This is a genomic window from Streptomyces sp. NPDC052016 (assembly GCF_044548445.1).
Classification (GTDB): Bacteria; Actinomycetota; Actinomycetes; order Streptomycetales; family Streptomycetaceae; genus Streptomyces.
The window spans coordinates 83,746-100,571 of record NZ_JBIUBX010000036.1 but is presented as its reverse complement, the minus strand read 5'-3'; the positions used below and the strand labels follow the sequence as shown (position 1 = coordinate 100,571).

The following is a 16,826-nucleotide window of genomic DNA, read 5'->3' as shown; positions in this document are numbered from 1 at the left end:
CGCCGCCATCTGGCACAACGACCAGACCGGACAACCGACCCCCCGCTCACTGACCGCCTACGATCACTGACCCCTTGGAATAGATCATCTAGGGGCTGTCCGCGAAGTCTCGCCTGGCCCGCGACGCCTGGCACGCACTCTCGCCGCACCGGGCGAACACCCGAGGACGACCGGTACGCGGGCGCCCGCCCGGCACGTCGAGAGCACGCACCAGACGCCGCATGCCCCGCCCTCCGGGCGGACGACGCGACTTCGCGGACACGCCCCAGTGCCTGTCGTCCCGGCAGGAGTCCGCGGCTCGGGACGGGCGTCACGGAGCGTACCCGCGCGCGCTCGGGGCGAATCTGCGCAAGAGTGACACACAGACTGCACACAGCCCTTCCGAAGCCTTGTTAGCGTCACTGGCCGCTCGATCCTGCGTGCGAACGCGACCAGGCCGGGGCCCCACACGGGCCGACGGTGCAGTCAAAACAGGAAGACCGCAGATGGACTACTGCTCTTCGTGTCGCCGGCATCTCAACGGTGCCCTGGTGTGTCCCGGATGCGGCGCCTACGCCCCGGACATCGCCCCTCCCGTCGCCGTCACCCGCGCCCCGCGCGTGAGCGCGACCGCCGTGGTGACGACCGCGGCCTGGGTGGGCCCGGCGTCCGACGGGTGGCACGAGGACCACCGTCATGACGAGCACGGGTTCGACGGCCCCGTGGTCCCGGCGGGCGGGGACGAGAGGGAACTCCCCGACGCGTCCGGTGACCTGGAGGCGGTACCGGCCGCACCGCAGGGCCGGGCGGCACGGCGCCGCCAGCTCGCCCGCTGGAAGAAGAACAAGCGCAAGGCCGCCGTCGCGACCGCCGTCGCGCTCGTCGGTGGCGGCCTCACGGTCGCCGCGTTCGACCGGCAGCCCGCCGACCGGACCCAGGCGACCTCGGCGCCGGACCACCGGAGCATGGGCGTCGCGGAGGAACGGGCCGCCGACGTGACCGACCCGGCCTCCACGACACCGCGCGACACCGGCGCGGCCGGGCCCACGGCGCCCTCCTCGCAGGAGAAGGCGACCGCCGACGCTCCCGGCCGGCAGTCCGTCGCCGCCGCTTCGCCCACCACGCCGCGCACCGCGTCACCGGCCGTCCACCCGGACGCCGCGGCCGCGCCCCGGCCGGTGACGGCGCCGGTCCCGCAGCAGCAGGCCGTCGCTCCGGCCTCCGGCGCCACGGCCCCGGGCGGCAGCGACGGGACGAACACCGACGGCAGCGGTACGGCGGCGGAGCCGCCGGCCGCGTCCGCGCCCACGGGCACCGACGGCTCGGGGTCCGGCACCTCGCAGACGAGTCCGGACCCGGCGGCGACGTCGCCGTCGCAACTCTGCCTGCTCGTGCTGTGTCTCGGCTGACCGGCCCGCCCGGCCTCGCCTGAGACGGAACACCGCGGCGTCCCGCGTACGCCGCGCACGGCTGCCCCGGACGTCGAGAAGGCGGAGAGAGTCCCATGTCGCGCTCGTACGAGGTGACGCTGCGTCGCACCGGCCGCTGGTGGGCCGCCGACGTACCGGTGCTCGGCCTGCACACCCAGGGCCGCACGCTCGACGAGGCGGAGGCCCTGGCGCGTGACCTCGTCGCCCGGGCCACCGGCGCCCCGCCGGACGCGATCGTCCTCGACCTGGTCGCACCCGAACTCGCCTCCCTGCTGGGCTCCGTGGCGGAGGCGCGGCGACGCCGGGCGGAGGCGGCAGCCGCAGAACAGCGAGCGGTCGCCGACGCCGTCCGTACGCTCGTCGACGACCTGCGCGTGAGCCAGGGCGACGCCGGCCGCCTCCTCGGCCTGTCCCCGGAGCAGGTGTCCCGCCTCGCCCCGCCGCGCGGTGCGGCGGCCGCCCGGACGGCGCCCCTCGCGCCACCGCCCGCGCCCCCGACGCGCCGCCCGGACGGCGGGCCCGGCTGGGGCGCCACCCCGCCCACCGGGCCTCGGCGGCAGACGACCCGTCAGGCACCGGCCGCGCCGCGCCCGGACGGGTCTCCCTGATCTCCGGCCGTCCGCCGCACACCGGCGCCAGGAGCCCCCCGCCCCACACCCGCGTCAGAAGCCGCCCGCCCCGCACCCGCGCCAGGAGCCGCCCGCCGCACACCTCCGCCACGCGTATGACGGGGGTCACTTCTTCTCGCCGGTGACATCCGGCGTCCCCGCCGGTCATGACCAGCGACACCTACCGACGCGCCACAGGACGACGCGTCACAGGACAGAGGGGACACCGCTGACATGACCGCCGCCGTGAAGGGCCCCGCGAGCTACTTCCCCTCCATCGAGAAGAAGTACGGCCGCCCGATAGCGGAGTGGAAGGACCTCATCCGCTCCTCGCCGCTGACCAGGCACATGGAGCTCGTGAACTGGCTGAAGTCCGAGCACGGCCTGGGGCACGGCCACGCGAACGCCCTCGTCGCCCACACGCTCGCGGAGTCCGGCACCCCGCGCTAACCTCCGCCCAGACGACCGTTTCGCCCCTATAAGGGAGTTTTCATGGCTTCGCGTCTCAACCCGTACCTCACCTTCGACGGCGACGCCCGTGAGGCGATGGAGTTCTACCGGGAGGTCTTCGGCGGCGACCTCCGGCTGAACACCTACGGCGAGTTCGGCCAGTCGGACACCCCGATGGCCGACAAGGTCATGCACGCCACGCTGGAGACCCCGAGCGGCTTCGCCCTGATGGGCGCCGACAACCCGCCGGACGTGGAGCGCGGCGCCGGCGAGAACTTCTCCGTGAGCCTCAGCGGCGACGACGCGGACGAGCTGCGGGGCTACTGGGAGAAGCTGTCCGCCGGCGGCTCGGTGTCCGTGCCGCTGGAGAAGCAGATGTGGGGCGACGTGTTCGGCATGTGCACGGACCGGTTCGGTGTCCCGTGGATGGTGAACATCAACGAGCCGCAGGACTGACGCGAGGCCCCCGGCTCAGGGAGCGGGCGGAGCGGCCTGGACGAGGCCCGTCTGGTCGGCGATGACGACGAGCTGGGCCCGGTCGCGGACGCCCAGTTCGGTCATGGCCCGGTGGATGTGGGTCCGTACGGTCAGCGGGCTGAGGACGAGCACCTCGGCGATCTCGGCGTTGGACCGCCCCTCCGCCGCCAGGGCCATCACCTCCCGCTCCCGGCCGGTCAGTTCGGCCAGGCGCTCCGGGGGCGCCAGGTGGGCGCCGGGGGGCGGGGGACGCGCCCCCCACGCCGCCGGCCCCGCACCCGAGTCGGGTGCGGGGCCGGCTCATGCAGGTGGCCGCTCGGGGCCGGGTGTCAGGACCGGTTCGCGGCCGCGTGCCGGCGCCGCCACCACACCAGGGCCGCGCCGCCCGCGAGCAGGGCCGCGGCGATGCCCGAGACGGTGAGGGCCTGGGATCCGGTGCCGGCCAGGCTTCCGTCGCCGCCCTGCGGTGCGGGGGTGTTGTTCCCGCCCGGGGTCGTCGAGGGCTGGGGCGCCGGGGTCGACGGGTCCGGGCTCTGCGGCGGGCCGGTCGGCTTGCCGGTCCCGGTGCCGGACGGGGACGGGGTGGGCTTGCCTCCGCCGCCGTTGTCACCGCCGGGCGCGGTGTGGGTGCCGTTGCCGCCGAGGTAGGCGGTCTCGGTGTTGCGGTAGGCGGTCTCCGTCTTCACGGACGTCCTGGTCGTGGTGTCCAGACGGGGCTTCTCCGCGGTGAAGGTGGCCCGGGGGATGTTGTTCTTCGGGGCTTTGGAGAAGTCGACGCCACCCATCGAGTAGATGTAGACCTGCCCGTTCGCGGGGACCTCGAACTCGACCTCGCCCTCCTTGAAGGACTTCACCATCTGCTGCCAGACGGTCATCTTGTCCCAGTTCTGGTGGGGAGCGCGCAGCGGCCACCGCTCGAGGTCGTTGCTGTTGATGATCGGGCGGAAGTCGGTGGCCTTCCGGGCGTCCTGGGCACGCACCCACTCCGCGGCGACGCGGGAGCGGTACACGGTCCGCAGGTCCTTGTACTTGGCGTCGGTGTTGATCTGCTTCTCGACCACCGGGACGATGTACCGGTTGATCAGCTCCTGGTTGTGCTTGATCTGCTCGTCGGTGAGCCGGGTGCAGGGGTTGTCGCCGCCGCCGGGCTGGGTGGTGTACTTCTCGGCGGTGGACTCCACCCGCAGCGGGGCGTCCAGGATGTAGATGCCGCCGTCCTGCTCACGCACCTTCGCCGGCTTCGGAGTGATCCAGTTGCGGGTGGTGTGGATGCACGGCATGCCGTCGATCTTCGCCGCGTTGTCCCAGAGCTGCTTGCCCTCGGGCGTCTTGTAGTCGTACGCGCGGGAGAAGTCCCGCTTCATCTCCATGTCCGCTTCGAGGAGGATGCGGCCGGCGTCGGTGTGGGCGAACCCGTCGTCCATGATCTGCTCGGGGTGGTCCGGGTTCAGGTTCACCCACATCCTGTCCGGGCTCAGCGCCAGCCAGGTGAAGAACGCGTCCGAGGCGAGCTGGACGGCCGTCTCCCCGCCGAAGCCCGGGTTGGCGTCCTCGTCGGGCACGTAGTCGGCCTTGAACGAGTAGTCGATGCCCTTGCCCTTGACCGGGTTGCCGACGTAGTTCAGCTCCAGGGTGGAGAAGTCGACTCCGCCGGGACGCCCGAACCCGCCGCGGGTGTTCTCGCCCTGGTACATGCCCTGGAGGCTCCTGGCCTCCTGCGGGGTGCGGCCCGAGCGGTAGGCGGCGTCGTCGAGCGGGCCGCCGGTGCCGACCCGGCTGGGGCTCGGGTTGAAGATGGGGTTGTAGCGCGTGTACTGGTTGGGCGTCCAGCGCGGTACGGCGTTGGAGCGCTGCTCCCGGACGGTCACCCCGTTGGAGCGGCCGGTCTCACGCTGGATGGCGGCGTTCAGCTCCCGGTACTGCTTCAGGGTGTTGTTGCTGGTCTTCTCGCCGGTGATCAGGCGCAGGCTGTGGTCCCGGAAGTCCGGGGAGCGCAGGACCCGCTTGTCCAGGGCGAACTGCTTGGCGATGTGCTTGCCGTTGGACTTGAACTCGCCGAGTTCCTTGGTCTTGGCGTTGTAGGCGTCGTAGATGCGGACGACCTGCTTGCCGTTCTTGTCGAGGACCGGCTTGCCGTTCCTGTCGGTGACCGGTACCTCGACCTGGCACAGCCAGTCGGGGCCGACCAGCATGAACTTCTTGACGAGGCGCGCCTCGAAGCTCTCGCCCTTGAGCCGGTTGAACTCGTTGCCGATGATCCGGACGTCCATGTAGCGGCGGAAGTCACGGATGGTGCCGCTGTTGTTGCGGGCGAGGTTCTGGCCGTAGCGGGCGTAGATCTCCAGAACCCGGTACTTGATGTTCCCGGTCTCCTTGAACTTCGCCTTCCACTTGGCGATGTCGGCGGGCGTCTTGCCGGCGAGCTTCTGCTGGGCGGCGGACGGTGCCTGCAGACCGTCGAAGGAGTGCGAGGGGTTGTCGACGAAGTAGTTGCCCCAGTCGGACTCGGGATTCACGCTGTACTGCTGGTTCTTGCCCGGTATGCCCGAGCCGGCCACAGGAGCGTTGTATTTGCGGCCGAGATACAGCTCGTCGCAGCGCTTGCCCTTCAGCGCGGGCGCCGCGTGGGCCTCGCCCTGAACGGCGGGCAGGCCTGTCAGCATCATGCCCGCACCGGCCAGGACGGCGAGCGCTGTGCCGGTGCGCCGTCCGAGATGTCGTCGTAAAGCTGTTCTCACGATGGATGTCCCTGATGTGGAGGGGCACTTGGGACATGTACCACGGCGGCGCGGGCCCCCCGTACGGTCCACCGCCGGCTACCAAACCTTAGAGGCTCCTGTGTCTGCGGAGGCAATGGTTACGCGTCATAAACGTGCGCCAACTTCACCTTTGTGAAGGACAGTTGGGTCCTTTACGGGCCATCGCAACCGCCGTGCCACCGGGACGCCCTGCTCCAGGTCCTGTCGTCACACTCCCGTCGTCCGCCCGGCGGACGGGAGTGTGACGACAGCGCCTAGGGTGAGGTCCATGAGCGAGCAGTCAGGTGCGCGGACCGACGACGGTCCGGACAGGTTCGGCCGGCAGCTGCGGGCGTGGCTGGAGGAGCGCGCGGACGCGTTCGGCGCGTGGGCCGAGGAGACGGGGCTGCCCGATCGCTGGGACTTCACGCCCGAGTCGCTGGACGCGCTGGAGGAGCTGGTGCGTTCCCGCTACCGGAGTGACACGGACATCGACGCCTCGCGCAGGGACCCCTTCCTCCAGGGGGCCGTCTGGTACATCGGGGAGACGGCGTGCCGGAGGAAGGGCCTGGTCTGGCACTACTGGCCGTTCGCCCCGCGCCGCAGCCCCCTGCCGGACCTGTTCGGCTCGGGCGCGCCCGGTTTCATCGACACCCCGAGCGTGGGCCGGGCCAAGGCGCGGGAGGGACAGGGGACCGATCCCCTGGGCCTGGTCCTGACGCTGTACTGGGACAAGGACGACATCGACCGGCCCCTGGACGCGCATCTGCGGGACATTCTGAAGTGATCGCCCGCGGCGTTACGGGCCGGACGGCCGTGGCGCAAAAGCCGCGACCGGCCGCCGGAGTCCGACGGCCGGTCACTGACGTGCTCTCCTGACGGCGGCGGGCCGACCCGGTCACAGGGCGCCCCCTCTCACAGGGCGCCCCCTCTCACAGGGCGCCCCCGCTCACACGGCGCCCCCGCTCCAGGGAAGTCCCCGCTACAGCGTGACCTGCTTGCCGCCCAAGGTCACCACCAGGCGCCCGTCCGAGGCGAACGACCAGCCCAGGGCGCCGCTGTAGGAGGAGCACCGGGACCCGTTCGAGCCGGACCAGAACTGGTTGGAGCTGTCGGAGTCGCCGATGATCCGGTCGTTCGTCCCGCTGCCGCTGCGGCAGGAGGTGTTGTTGCGGAACACCGAGGTACCGCCGTCGAAGGAGAAGTTGCGCTCGGTGTTGTCGATGCTCAGGTTGTTGGACACCGTCATGGTGCCGGGGTTGCTGTTCCACGTGAAACCGTGCTTGCCGTTGTCGTAGGCGATGCTGCGCCGGACCACGTGGTTGACGGCGATGTCCTCACCGCCGAGCTTGTAGCCGTTGCGGTCGCCGTTGCCGGCCTGGGAGCCGTCGCTCAGCGTGCCGTTGTCGTAGGCGAGGGAGTCCTCGATGGTCACCGGGCCGATGGCTCCCGTGTCCGACTTGGTGTAGAGGTCCCAGCCGTCGTCGATGTTGTTGTGGGCCACGGCGTAGCGGAAGACGTTCCCGGTGCCGGTGGTGAGCTTCGCGGCGAAGCCGTCGGCGTCCTCACCGTCGGAGTCGGCGTTGTCGTGCGACTCGGCGCTCAGGATCAGGTTGTCGGACGGCCACTGGCCGGCGGGGGTGCTGGAGGCGATCCGTCCGAGCTGGAGCCCCGTGTCGCGGTTGTAGCGGGTCACCGTGCGCTCGATGACGTTGTCGCTGCCGCCGACGTAGATGCCGTTGTCACCGGCGCGTTCGACCACGATCCCCTTGACGTGCCAGTACGACCCGAAGAGCTGGAGCCCGCGGTTCGACGAACTCTCGCTCTGGGCGGCGAAGTTCAGCACCGGGGTCTCGCCCGGGTAGGCGGCCAGGGTGGTGCGGGCGGCGGCGGTGCCGTTGCTGGTCTGCGGGATGGTGATGGTCGACGAGTAGGCGTACGTCCCGCCGCGCAGGTAGATCGTCCCGCCGGCGGCGACACGGCTGATCGCCGAGGGAAGGGTGGTCGGGGCGGACTGCGTCCCGGCCGCGCCGTCGGTGCCGTTCGGGGCCACGTACAGCGCGCCGCCCGCCGGGGGCGTGCCGCCGTCGGTGGTCACCGCCTCCACGTAGTCGATGTTGGCCAGCCCGGCGGAGGTGGTCGGGCTGAGCCGGACGGTGTTGCTGCCCGCGTTCAGGGTGACCGTCAGGGTCTTGGTGACCCAGGTGGACCAGGCGCCCGTGCCCTCGAAGGACGGGGTCTGCACGGTGGATCCGTTGACCACGAGCGAGGCGGGCCGGGCCGTGGTGGTCCCGTTGGCGAAGCGGACGTTCAGCGTCGCGGTGCCGGCGGTGGCCGCGTTCACGGTGAACTGGGCGTAGGCGCCGGACGTGTTGGTGCCGTTGCAGAATCCGCTGCCGGAGTAGCCGGTCCAGTCGGAGTCGATGGTGCCGGTGCAGACCGCCGGGGAGCTCTCGGCCTCGTAGCGGGCGGTCGCGGCCTGCGCCGCGGGGCCGCTCAGTGCGGCGAGCGTGCCTGCCATCAGGCCGGCGCTCGCTATGACGGATCTCAGACGCATCGGGGGTCTCCCTCTCCAGGACGGTGCGGGTCGCCTATCGGAGAAAGCGCTTTCCCCCGGAAGCTTGAGGGCCCATCCTGTACACGTCAAGAGACGTGTACCTGATTCCTGTTCACATGAGTGGACGACGAAGCGGTGCACCGAGCGTCCGCGAGGGGCGGACCCGACCACCGCGCGAACGTGGAAGGCGATACGTGGACGCGGTGCGCGCCGACGGCCTCCCGAACGAGGTCCCGCCCGGACGCCTGCTGGACAATGGGGCCATGAGCATCGTCAAGATCAACGTACTCACGGTTCCGGCGGAGCAGCGCGAGACGCTGGAGAAGCGGTTCGCCGCCCGGGCGGGCGCGGTGGAGGGCTCGGACGGCTTCGAGTGGTTCGAGCTGCTGCGCCCGGTGGAGGGCACCGACCAGTACCTCGTGTACACGCGCTGGCGCACCGAGGAGGACTTCCAGAACTGGATGTCCGGGCGTGCCCAGGCGGCGCACGGAGGCGGGGCCGGGGAGGGTGGCGGTGAGCGGCCCAGGCCGGCCGCGACGGACGCGACGCTGTGGTCCTTCGAGGTGGTCCAGCAGGCGGCGCCCAAGCAGGACTGACGCCGGGCGTCCGGGGTGACCCCGTCTCACCCCGGGTCGCGCACCGCCTCGACCGCCTCGCGGACGTCCGGGTCGGGATCCCCGGCCAGGGCGTCCAGCAGGTCCGGGACACCGGGGGTGGTCCAGCGGGCGACCGCCCACACCAGGTCCTCCCGGACGCCCGGATCGGGGTGGGCGGCGAGGTGCGTGAGCCGGGGGAGGGGACCCCGGCGGCGCATGCCGAACCAGTGCAGGATCTCCCGCAGCACGGCCGCGTTCCCGGGCGTACCGGCCGCCGCGAGCCGGGCGAGGAGCACCCGGGGCGGGGGCGGCGGGCCGTCCAGCGGGTGCGGCAGGCGCCGGCGCAGGCGGCGCGCGCCGTAGCCGCCGCGTACCCGGCAGCCGAAGCAGGTGCAGGGGCGGGTGCCGTGCGCGTCGGGGAGGTGGCGCCAGCCCGCGACCTGGGGTGCCGCGCGGATGCGGTGCACCTCGCGGGGGCGGACCGCGCGGGGGACGAACACCTCCCAGCCCCGCGGGTCCTCCAGCGTCAGGACCCGTCGCACCGCCTCGGCGGCGGTGACCGTCGTCCGGCCGTTCCGCGCCCGGTCCCGGTAGTGCCCGACGAGGACCTCCTGGAGGTCGTCGAGACGGAAGTGGACGGCCACCAGGCCGCCCCGGCTGCCGGTGCGGGCCAGTTCGCGCAGCCACTGGTGGGTGAGGGTGTGGGAGGGCAGCACCGGGAAGCAGTAGACGCCGCGTGCGCCGCCCTGGCCGTGGCTCTCCGCGCGGATGCCGGAGCGGCGGATGCGGGGGGCGTCGGCCGCGGAGGTCAGGTGCACGAACATCGCCATGGCCGGGATGCTACGGCTCCGGGCGGAGCCCGACCCGACGGGCGGTGTGCCGTACCGGCCGGGTCCGGGTCCGCTGTCGTGGGGGTCCGCTGCCCCCGGGGCTCAGTCCGTCACGGTGAGCGTGCCCGTCAGGTTCAGGCCTGTTCCGGTGCCGTCCTCGGGCGTGGCCGTGAGCTGCCAGGTGTACGTGCCCGCGGCGACCCGGGTGCCGTCGGCGAGGGTGCCGTCCCAGCGGGCCGTCAGGGCGGCGCCCACGGCGGTGGCGTCGAGGGTGCGCACGACCTTCGTCTTGCGCTTGATCACCAACTGGGCGCCGGTGGCGGGCTTCGACAGCCGCCACTTCGGGTTCCACGTCGCGCCGTCCGTCCGGGCGTAGGCCGTCGGCGCGTCGGTCGCGGTCACGGTGAGGGGCTGGGCGGGGACGCCGCTCGGTACGACGTGCGCCTGCCCGGTGCCGTCCAGCCAGGCGACGCCGCCGCCGAACTTGTCGACGTCGTAGTTCTTCCAGTAGGACACGGCGGGCAGGTCGGTGAGGGTGCGCGGCTCGGTCGCGGTGCCGGTGTGGAAGTCGGTGAGCTGGAGCCTGCCGGCGCTCGTGTCGTGGTTGACGACGAAGCCGTCGCCGAGTTCGCCGCGCTGGGGCAGGCTGACGGACGCGCCGGTCGCCAGGTCGTACACCCCGAACGGGGTGGACCGGTCGCCGCCGATGATGTCCTGGCCCAGGCAGTCCCAGTACACCCAGCGGCCGACGGTCTGGATGTCGCGGATCACGCAGGAGGCGCCGACCGAGTAGGCGGTGACCGTGCCGGTCACCAGGTCGCGGGCCTCGATCCGTCCCCCCGTGCCGTCCGTGGTCCACAGCTGGGAGCCCCACAGCGCGGCCGCCGGCGTGGTGAGCCGCTGCACGACCGCCGCGCCGCCGGGCGCCTCGAAGTCGACGACGACCCGCTCGTCGCCGCCGCCGTACACCGCGTAGCGGCCGGCGGCGTCGCGCAGCCCGCGGCCGGAGGTGGCGGGGGTGCTCCGGTCGAAGGGGACGACCTCGGTGCGGGTGCCGGACGCGGTGGCCCGGACGAGGACGTCCCGCTGGGTGGTGTCGTCGTGCCGGACGTGGACGACCGATCCGTCGCCGGCGCCCAGCGGCTGACCGTAGGTGTCCCCGAGCGGCGCGGTGGTGAGCTCCGAGCGCGGGCCCGCCGTCGGCGTCCCCGTAAGCGTCACCTTCCGCGTCAGGTAGGCGGGGCGCGGCGCGCTGTCCTCCTCCTTGGTGACCAAGTGACCGCCGGAGAGCGCGATCCCGCGCACCACGGCCGGTCTGGACGGCACCTCGGACAGGGTGCGCAGGGTCAGGCCGCCGTCCGCCGCGACCTCGACCCGGCGCACGGCCCAGTCACCGGAGTCCGCGCCGCCCACGGCGACCGCGCCGCCGCCGGGCACCTGGAACAGGTCGGGCTGGGCGGCGGCCAGCAGCGTGACGGGTGAACCGCCGCCCAGCGGGGTGGCCTTGAGGGGGCCGCCGCGGCGGAGCGGCGGGTTCTGCTCGGTCGGGGCGCCCGGCCGGTAACCGGTCAGCAGCCAGTCGCCCGCCAGCCCGACGACGGGGATGTCCCCGCCGGTTTCCCCGGCGGCCGGTACGGCGACGGCGGTCTGCGCCCCGGCCGGGTCGTCGCGGCGGACCACCCGGGCCGTGCTCATGCCCTGCTGGTACCAGGCGATGTGGGTGGGCGAGACGGCGGCCTGGATGTTCCAGGACTCGTCGACGACGACGTTCGAGGAGACGGGCGTGAGGGCGCCGGTGGCCAGGTCGAGAACGCCGAGCGTGCGCCCGCGGAGGAACCGCACGACGGCGACCTGCCCGTCGCCGGCCACGACCGGGTACCGGTCGAAGCGCTCTCCGTCCGCCGGGTCGACCGGGGTGTCGACGGTGACGCCGTCCTGGACGCGGAGGATGTGCAGCCTGTCCACCTGCCAGACCTCGTTGTACGAGATCGTCAGCACCGTCCGCCCGAACGAGCCGACCGTGTACTGCCCTTCCGGCACGGTCAGTCGCGTCGACTCGCCGGTCGCCGGGTCGCGCAGCTCGACGACACCGCTCGCGCCGATCGGCACCGGCAGGATGTCCGTGCCGGCGCCGTAGTAGCCCTGCTGGCCCGGCACCTTGCCGGTGAAGTTCTCGACCGTGCGCTCGGTCCCGTCATGACCGCGCCACTGGTACACCGGCGTGGAGCCGTCGGTCGTCTCGCGGCGGTGCAGGTAGCCGGTGTCGCCGGCGGCGTACAGGGTGTCCTGCACCGGCACGTACGTGGCCGGGGCGGGCAGTACGAGCCCGGCCGGTGAGGTGTCCTCGGCGTGGGCGGCCGGGGAGACGGCGAGGACGGGGACGGTGGCGACGGCGAGGAGGAGCGAGAGTCGGCGGGCGAGACGGCGGGCATTATCGGGCGTGCGTTCGAATGTGAGGCGCATGTTGATCACAGCGCAGGGCACGGCGGAAACGTCACAGCCGGCGCACAGCCAACTGCGCGACCTCACGCGGCGGTTACATTTCCCTCAACCCCTGGTAGCCGTGCGATGAGCGGGCGACCATGGGCATATGACTCTCGCCGAGCGCGCCCTGGAGCGCCTGGAAGCCTGGCCCGACCTCAGCGCGGTGCGGGCGAGTTGTGGGGCGGGGCGGGCACTGCGCTCCGTGCACAGCGAGATACTCCACTTCCACTCCGACCGGGACGTGGACCTGCACCTCACCGTCCCGGCCATCCAGCGCATCCATGCCGACCTGCGGGGGTCGACGGCGGTCCGGCTGGTGCCGGGCTCCCGGTGGGTCACCGTCCACCTCGACTGCGACGCGGACGTGGACCTGCTGATGAGCCTGGTCAGCATGGCCCTCAAGGCGCACCTGGCGGCGGCACCGGGCACCGGCCCGTCCCCCGCCTCCTGCAACTTCCACCGCGTGACGCTGGTGCCGCGCGACGAACCCTAGGAGCGCCGACCGGCCGGCACCCGGTGCTGCCCGGCGGGGACGTGCGCTAACGTCCGGGCCCATGCGAAGAGTGGGAGCCGCGAGGGCCGTGGCAGGCGTGTCGGTGCTGGGCGTGCTGGCGGGGGGAGCCGTGGTCGTGGGGGCGCCCGCGCTGTACTTCCTGACCGTGTACGGCTGCGGCGAGGCGGAGGACCGGCTGGCCGGCGCGCTGGCGGCCGAGAAGGTCCTCGACTCGCAGCCGCCGGGGGCCGAGCGGGAGGAGTCCTACCGGTCCTGCGACGACGACGATCTGTTCGTGACCGTGGGCGCGCGGTACAAGGCCGCCGAATCGGTCGCCGCGTCCGCTCCCGCTCCCGGGAGCGTCCTGAGCCACTACCGGCGGGCGGCGTCCGCGGACGGCTGGCAGGCCGCCGCCGTCCCCGGCTGCTTCACCAAGCCGGTCGGCGGCACGACCGCGTACCTGAGCGTGGAGGAGCCGGACGGCGGCCGGATCCACGTGGAGATCACCGCGGAGCACGACGACGGCGAGTGGTGCTGACGGACGGCGTCACGACGCCGGCGATCCGCGTCAGGCAGCCGTCTCCACCAGCCCCGCGGCCCGCCCCCCGTCGTCCCACCGCACGGTGAGGACACGGGTGACCGCCTCACGGTCGAGAGGGCCGTAGACGTGCGGGAACAGGGTGCCGCCGGGCACGCCGGGCGGTGGGGCGGGATCGGCCGCCTCCCACGCGCACCGTGCGGTGAGACGGCCCTCGTCGACGAGGAGCACGAGCAGGGGCCTGGGCGCCTCGCGGTAGAAGGCGTCGACGACGGCGAGCGTGGTCGCCTCGTCCGGGGAGCAGTGCACGAAGCCGTCCTCGGAGAGGGAGGAGGGCGCGTAGGGCTGGCCGGGACGGGCGTCCCAGTCCTCCTTCGGCACGACGTGGTAGATCATCGTCCGATTATCCCGCCGACACGAGGAGCGTGTACGGCAGGAAGATCGCCGGGAGGGTCCACAGCCGCGGCTTGAGGGATGCTTCCCTGGCCAGCGGCCTCAGGACGTCGAAGAGCAGGATCAGCAACAACACCAGCCCGCCGAACAGGATCAGACCGAACCGGACGAACCCGCTGTTCTCGATCTGGTCGTACGTGCACTGGTCCAGGTCGCGCAGTCCGAGGTCGTCGTACCCGCAGTGACCGTGGGCGACGTACCACCGCGCGCACACCATGGCGACGAGCGTCGGTATGCCGATCAGCAGGTTCACCAGCAGGGGCACGGCGGTCCGGCGGACAACGGCGGAGACGGTTCGCATCGGGCCACCTTCGCAGACCGTGAACCCCGATCGGTCCTGCGGGTAACAAGGGGCGTGACCGACACCAGACATGGAGACCGAGTGAACGGCCCACCCGGCGAAGCCGACGACGACGCCGCGCTGATCGCCGGTTCGCTGGCCCGGCCCGAGCTGTTCGGCGAGCTCTACCACCGGCACGCGGCAGACATCCACCGCTACGCGGCCCGCCGCCTGGGGGAGGACGCAGCCGAGGACATCACCGCCGAGACCTTCCTGGCCGCGTTCCGCACCCGTATGCGCTACGACGGCACGCGGCCGAACGCCCGGCCGTGGCTGTACGGGATCGCGGCCAACCTCATCGGCAAGCAGCGCCGCACCGAGGTGCGGGCCCTCAAGACGCTGGCCCGCACCGGCCACGACCCCGTGGCCGACTCCTGGACCGACCGCAGCGACAGCCGCGTCACCGCCCAGGCGGCCCACGGTCCGCTGGCCGGCGCGCTGGCCGGTCTCTCCGCGGGCGACCGACACGTCCTGCTGCTCGTCGCCTGGGCCGACCTCGAATACCAGGAGGTCGCCGAGGCCCTTTCCATCCCGGTGGGCACGGTCCGCTCGCGCCTCAACCGGGCCCGCAAGAAGGTCCGTCGTGCCCTCGGGGACGCGGACCCCACCTTCGTGAGCGACCTTCCGGAGATGATCGGCCATGGCTGAACCGGTGACGGACGAGATGACGGCGGTCCGGCGCCTGCGCGCCGACGCACCCGTGCCCGACCACGCACGGCTCACCCCGGCTCGTCAGCGACTGCTGGACGAGATCGCCGCGCCCCGGCGTGGACCGGTCGTCGGCTGGAAGCTGAAGGCGCTGGGCTCGGTCGCCGCGGTGGTGGCGGCGGCCCTGCTGTCCACGCTGGTGCTGCGGCAGGACCACACCGAGCCGGCGGAACCGACGCCGCCACCACGGGCGGACCAGTGGGTGTATCAGCAGGTCCGGGTGGACGCCCTGAACTGCGGCCCAGCCTGGAGCACCGAACTCTACAGCGAGGCCGGCGTAATGAAGCTCTCACCGGGACCACGCTCGTGCACCCTTGAGCCGATCAAGCAGATCGCGACCGACCAGTGGGTCCGCTACGACGGCCGATATCAAGCCCTGCCGAAGCACGGCGCGGACGATCCGGATGACGTGCTGATGCGGAAAGGCCCCGGCGTGCCGGCCGGCACCATGCTGCCGCCCCGGGAAACGGACGCCCTGGTGGCGGCACTCCCCGACACCCCCGAGGCCGCCTTGAAACTGATCCTCAAGCGGTCCATCCCCACCCGCGCGGCCCACGCCCACCGCCTCACCCAGGCCCAGCGTGACTTCAACGAGGTCGTGGAGGTCCTCTCAGGGGCGTCCCACGTCCCGGCCGACAAGGCCCGCACGCTCTACCGCATCATCACCTCCCTGGAGGGCGCGACCAAGCCGGCGAAAACCACCGACGGCGCGGGCCGCACCGTCCTCGCCATCGGCATCGACGGCAACTTCCGCGACTACGCCTGGGAACGCAACAGCATGCAGGTGCTGCTCGACCCGGAGACCTACGCCTACCGGGGCGTCCGCTCGGTGGCCGCCCTGGACTACTACGTGGGCGGCAAGCCTTCCACGGGCCCGTTCGTGGCCAAGGGCACGGTGATCGGCACGGCGACCCGACTCGCCACGGTCGTCGTGGACAAGGCGGGCGAGCGCTGACCCTCTAGGCCTGGGCGGCGTACGACACGAAGTCCGCCCAGGCCTGCGGGGCGAGCGCGAGGCGGGGACCGTCGGTGACCTTGGAGTCGCGGATGTGGACGGCGGCGGGGGTGGTGGCCACTTCGACGCAGGAGTCGCCCTCGCTGCTACTGCTGTAGCTGCTCTTGAACCACGCCAGGTCGTCGCGGGTCATGTCTCCCCCAGCAGTCGATCGATGAAGGCCAACGACTCACGTGGTGTGAGCGCTTGAGCCCGGATGATGCCATACCGCAGTTCCAGGATACGAAGGTGCTTGGGCTCGGAGACCGGTCGTCCGTTGGCAACGGCCGGAGAACGCCCCACAGCCGAACCGTCCTCGAACTTCAACACCTCGATGCCACCGGCCACTCCAGCGTGCTCTTCGCGGTCCATCGGCATCACCTGAAGCTCCACGCTCCTCTCCTGTCCTGTTTCCAGGAGGTGCTCGAGTTGGCGACGCAACGCCTGTTTCCCTCCGAGGGGACGGCGTAGCGTCCACTCCTCGAGGACGAAGCTGAGTTCGGGCGCGGGATCCCGCTCGAAGATCGCCTTGCGTGCCACGCGAGCGGCGATGAAGCGCTCGACCTCGGCCTCGGTGTAGGCGGGCCGCCGCATCAGGAGAAGCCCGCGCCCGTATTCCGGGGTCTGCAACAAGCCATGGATGTTCAGCGGGTCGTACAGTTGCAGCTCGACGGCCTTCGCCTCCAACTCGGCGATCCGCCGCACCTTCTTCGGGTACTGGACCTTCTCCACGTCCTTCTTCATCGCCGAGAGCAACCCGCCCGCCCCCAACACCTCGTCCGCCTTGTCCAGGTACTCCGGCCGCGGAATCCGCTTCCCGCTCTCGATCTTGTAGACAAGATCCTCCCCGTATCCCACCGCCGCCCCGAACTCGGCCGCCCGCATCCCCACCGCCTCCCGGCGCAGCTTCAACTGGCGGCCGACGGTCGCGACGACGGCCACACCCCACTCGTCGTCCGGATCCACCTCCCACCCCGGCTCGTCCGCCTCCCCCTTGAGCCGTACCGCCGCACCCTCGACCAGCATCCGTGCCCCTCCTGTCGCGCTCCCCGCCGACAAGCCCGGACACGACCGGACAAGCGGTGGACAGTGACCGTACGTATCGACGTCGTCACTGTTCACGGTAAGCGCGCCTGGCCACTCTGGGTGAC

At 72.1% G+C, this 16,826-nt stretch carries 18 protein-coding genes and 1 pseudogene; 10 read left to right on the top strand and 9 right to left on the bottom strand.

The window, feature by feature from the left end:
• Positions 1-530 precede the first annotated feature (530 nt).
• The 4 genes from ACIHAR_RS35635 to ACIHAR_RS35620 all read left to right on the top strand — a co-directional run bounded on the left by ACIHAR_RS35635 (position 531) and on the right by ACIHAR_RS35620 (position 2,923).
• Positions 531-1,388, top strand: a complete 858-nt coding sequence (locus ACIHAR_RS35635) for a hypothetical protein (RefSeq protein ID WP_400023353.1) — start codon at positions 531-533, stop codon at positions 1,386-1,388.
• A 95-nt stretch (positions 1,389-1,483) separates the two neighbouring features.
• Positions 1,484-2,017, top strand: a complete 534-nt coding sequence (locus ACIHAR_RS35630; RefSeq protein ID WP_365463538.1) for a hypothetical protein — start codon at positions 1,484-1,486, stop codon at positions 2,015-2,017.
• A gap of 234 nt (positions 2,018-2,251) precedes the next feature.
• Entirely contained in the window at positions 2,252-2,467 is a 216-nt protein-coding gene (locus ACIHAR_RS35625) for a DUF4287 domain-containing protein (protein WP_388751606.1), read from the top strand.
• A 42-nt stretch (positions 2,468-2,509) separates the two neighbouring features.
• On the top strand, positions 2,510-2,923 hold the full coding sequence (locus tag ACIHAR_RS35620; RefSeq protein ID WP_365463533.1) for a VOC family protein: 414 nt from the start codon (positions 2,510-2,512) through the stop codon (positions 2,921-2,923).
• Between the two features lie 15 nt (positions 2,924-2,938).
• On the opposite strand, the pseudogene ACIHAR_RS35615 reads toward ACIHAR_RS35620, so the two are convergent.
• Both ACIHAR_RS35615 and ACIHAR_RS35610 read right to left on the bottom strand, forming a co-directional pair.
• Positions 2,939-3,190, bottom strand: a pseudogene (locus tag ACIHAR_RS35615) (helix-turn-helix transcriptional regulator); the annotation flags it as partial.
• An 83-nt stretch (positions 3,191-3,273) separates the two neighbouring features.
• On the bottom strand, positions 3,274-5,682 hold the full coding sequence (locus tag ACIHAR_RS35610; RefSeq protein WP_400023350.1) for a hypothetical protein: 2,409 nt from the start codon (positions 5,680-5,682) through the stop codon (positions 3,274-3,276).
• A 289-nt stretch (positions 5,683-5,971) separates the two neighbouring features.
• On the opposite strand from ACIHAR_RS35610, the gene ACIHAR_RS35605 reads away from it, so the two are divergent.
• Positions 5,972-6,469 (top strand): hypothetical protein, encoded by a 498-nt coding sequence (locus tag ACIHAR_RS35605; protein WP_365463527.1) that lies wholly within the window; start codon positions 5,972-5,974, stop codon positions 6,467-6,469.
• 195 nt (positions 6,470-6,664) lie between these two features.
• Here ACIHAR_RS35605 and ACIHAR_RS35600 read toward each other — a convergent pair whose 3' ends face one another.
• The gene (locus ACIHAR_RS35600) at positions 6,665-8,239 is read right to left on the bottom strand and encodes a carbohydrate-binding protein (protein WP_400023348.1); all 1,575 of its coding nucleotides are present in this window, start codon (positions 8,237-8,239) and stop codon (positions 6,665-6,667) included.
• Between the two features lie 263 nt (positions 8,240-8,502).
• Here ACIHAR_RS35600 and ACIHAR_RS35595 point away from each other — a divergent pair, with 263 nt between their 5' ends.
• Positions 8,503-8,835, top strand: coding sequence for an antibiotic biosynthesis monooxygenase (locus ACIHAR_RS35595; RefSeq protein ID WP_365463521.1), 333 nt, complete (start codon positions 8,503-8,505; stop codon positions 8,833-8,835).
• 26 nt (positions 8,836-8,861) lie between these two features.
• Here the strand turns inward: ACIHAR_RS35595 and ACIHAR_RS35590 are convergent, their stop codons facing one another.
• On the bottom strand, positions 8,862-9,665 hold the full coding sequence (locus ACIHAR_RS35590; RefSeq protein WP_400023346.1) for a HEAT repeat domain-containing protein: 804 nt from the start codon (positions 9,663-9,665) through the stop codon (positions 8,862-8,864).
• Positions 9,666-9,767: 102 nt separating this feature from the next.
• Positions 9,768-12,128, bottom strand: coding sequence for a FlgD immunoglobulin-like domain containing protein (locus ACIHAR_RS35585; RefSeq protein ID WP_400023344.1), 2,361 nt, complete (start codon positions 12,126-12,128; stop codon positions 9,768-9,770).
• 127 nt (positions 12,129-12,255) lie between these two features.
• Here ACIHAR_RS35585 and ACIHAR_RS35580 point away from each other — a divergent pair, with 127 nt between their 5' ends.
• The gene (locus tag ACIHAR_RS35580; protein WP_365463512.1) at positions 12,256-12,642 is read left to right on the top strand and encodes a luciferase family protein; all 387 of its coding nucleotides are present in this window, start codon (positions 12,256-12,258) and stop codon (positions 12,640-12,642) included.
• Between the two features lie 61 nt (positions 12,643-12,703).
• Positions 12,704-13,180, top strand: a complete 477-nt coding sequence (locus tag ACIHAR_RS35575; protein ID WP_400023342.1) for a hypothetical protein — start codon at positions 12,704-12,706, stop codon at positions 13,178-13,180.
• Positions 13,181-13,210: 30 nt separating this feature from the next.
• Here ACIHAR_RS35575 and ACIHAR_RS35570 read toward each other — a convergent pair whose 3' ends face one another.
• On the bottom strand, positions 13,211-13,576 hold the full coding sequence (locus ACIHAR_RS35570) for a DUF952 domain-containing protein (protein ID WP_400023340.1): 366 nt from the start codon (positions 13,574-13,576) through the stop codon (positions 13,211-13,213).
• Between the two features lie 7 nt (positions 13,577-13,583).
• Positions 13,584-13,934: a hypothetical protein gene (locus ACIHAR_RS35565; protein ID WP_365463503.1), complete on the bottom strand. Its 351-nt coding sequence runs from the start codon at positions 13,932-13,934 to the stop codon at positions 13,584-13,586.
• Between the two features lie 81 nt (positions 13,935-14,015).
• On the opposite strand from ACIHAR_RS35565, the gene ACIHAR_RS35560 reads away from it, so the two are divergent.
• Together ACIHAR_RS35560 and ACIHAR_RS35555 are read left to right on the top strand one after the other, a co-directional pair.
• The gene (locus tag ACIHAR_RS35560) at positions 14,016-14,621 is read left to right on the top strand and encodes an RNA polymerase sigma factor (protein WP_365463500.1); all 606 of its coding nucleotides are present in this window, start codon (positions 14,016-14,018) and stop codon (positions 14,619-14,621) included.
• Entirely contained in the window at positions 14,614-15,636 is a 1,023-nt protein-coding gene (locus tag ACIHAR_RS35555) for a hypothetical protein (RefSeq protein WP_400023339.1), read from the top strand. Before ACIHAR_RS35560 ends, ACIHAR_RS35555 begins: the two co-directional genes overlap by 8 nt.
• A gap of 4 nt (positions 15,637-15,640) precedes the next feature.
• Here the strand turns inward: ACIHAR_RS35555 and ACIHAR_RS35550 are convergent, their stop codons facing one another.
• Complete coding sequence (locus ACIHAR_RS35550; protein ID WP_400023338.1) at positions 15,641-15,829, bottom strand: DUF397 domain-containing protein; 189 nt, start codon at positions 15,827-15,829, stop codon at positions 15,641-15,643.
• Entirely contained in the window at positions 15,826-16,701 is an 876-nt protein-coding gene (locus tag ACIHAR_RS35545) for a helix-turn-helix transcriptional regulator (protein ID WP_365463491.1), read from the bottom strand. Before ACIHAR_RS35545 ends, ACIHAR_RS35550 begins: the two co-directional genes overlap by 4 nt.
• Between the last annotated feature and the right edge of the window lie 125 nt (positions 16,702-16,826).

What these genes read in the sequence shown, in the direction of transcription:
- ACIHAR_RS35550 (WP_400023338.1), bottom strand. Translation starts at nt 15,829, where the DNA reads ATGACCCGCGACGACCTGGCGTGGTTCAAGAGCAGCTACAGCAGTAGC.
- ACIHAR_RS35585 (WP_400023344.1), bottom strand. Translation starts at nt 12,128, where the DNA reads ATGCGCCTCACATTCGAACGCACGCCCGATAATGCCCGCCGTCTCGCC.
- ACIHAR_RS35565 (WP_365463503.1), bottom strand. Translation starts at nt 13,934, where the DNA reads ATGCGAACCGTCTCCGCCGTTGTCCGCCGGACCGCCGTGCCCCTGCTG.
- ACIHAR_RS35575 (WP_400023342.1), top strand. Translation starts at nt 12,704, where the DNA reads ATGCGAAGAGTGGGAGCCGCGAGGGCCGTGGCAGGCGTGTCGGTGCTG.
- ACIHAR_RS35605 (WP_365463527.1), top strand. Translation starts at nt 5,972, where the DNA reads ATGAGCGAGCAGTCAGGTGCGCGGACCGACGACGGTCCGGACAGGTTC.
- ACIHAR_RS35580 (WP_365463512.1), top strand. Translation starts at nt 12,256, where the DNA reads ATGACTCTCGCCGAGCGCGCCCTGGAGCGCCTGGAAGCCTGGCCCGAC.
- ACIHAR_RS35600 (WP_400023348.1), bottom strand. Translation starts at nt 8,239, where the DNA reads ATGCGTCTGAGATCCGTCATAGCGAGCGCCGGCCTGATGGCAGGCACG.
- ACIHAR_RS35570 (WP_400023340.1), bottom strand. Translation starts at nt 13,576, where the DNA reads ATGATCTACCACGTCGTGCCGAAGGAGGACTGGGACGCCCGTCCCGGC.
- ACIHAR_RS35620 (WP_365463533.1), top strand. Translation starts at nt 2,510, where the DNA reads ATGGCTTCGCGTCTCAACCCGTACCTCACCTTCGACGGCGACGCCCGT.
- ACIHAR_RS35555 (WP_400023339.1), top strand. Translation starts at nt 14,614, where the DNA reads ATGGCTGAACCGGTGACGGACGAGATGACGGCGGTCCGGCGCCTGCGC.
- ACIHAR_RS35625 (WP_388751606.1), top strand. Translation starts at nt 2,252, where the DNA reads ATGACCGCCGCCGTGAAGGGCCCCGCGAGCTACTTCCCCTCCATCGAG.
- ACIHAR_RS35595 (WP_365463521.1), top strand. Translation starts at nt 8,503, where the DNA reads ATGAGCATCGTCAAGATCAACGTACTCACGGTTCCGGCGGAGCAGCGC.
- ACIHAR_RS35630 (WP_365463538.1), top strand. Translation starts at nt 1,484, where the DNA reads ATGTCGCGCTCGTACGAGGTGACGCTGCGTCGCACCGGCCGCTGGTGG.
- ACIHAR_RS35545 (WP_365463491.1), bottom strand. Translation starts at nt 16,701, where the DNA reads ATGCTGGTCGAGGGTGCGGCGGTACGGCTCAAGGGGGAGGCGGACGAG.
- ACIHAR_RS35590 (WP_400023346.1), bottom strand. Translation starts at nt 9,665, where the DNA reads ATGGCGATGTTCGTGCACCTGACCTCCGCGGCCGACGCCCCCCGCATC.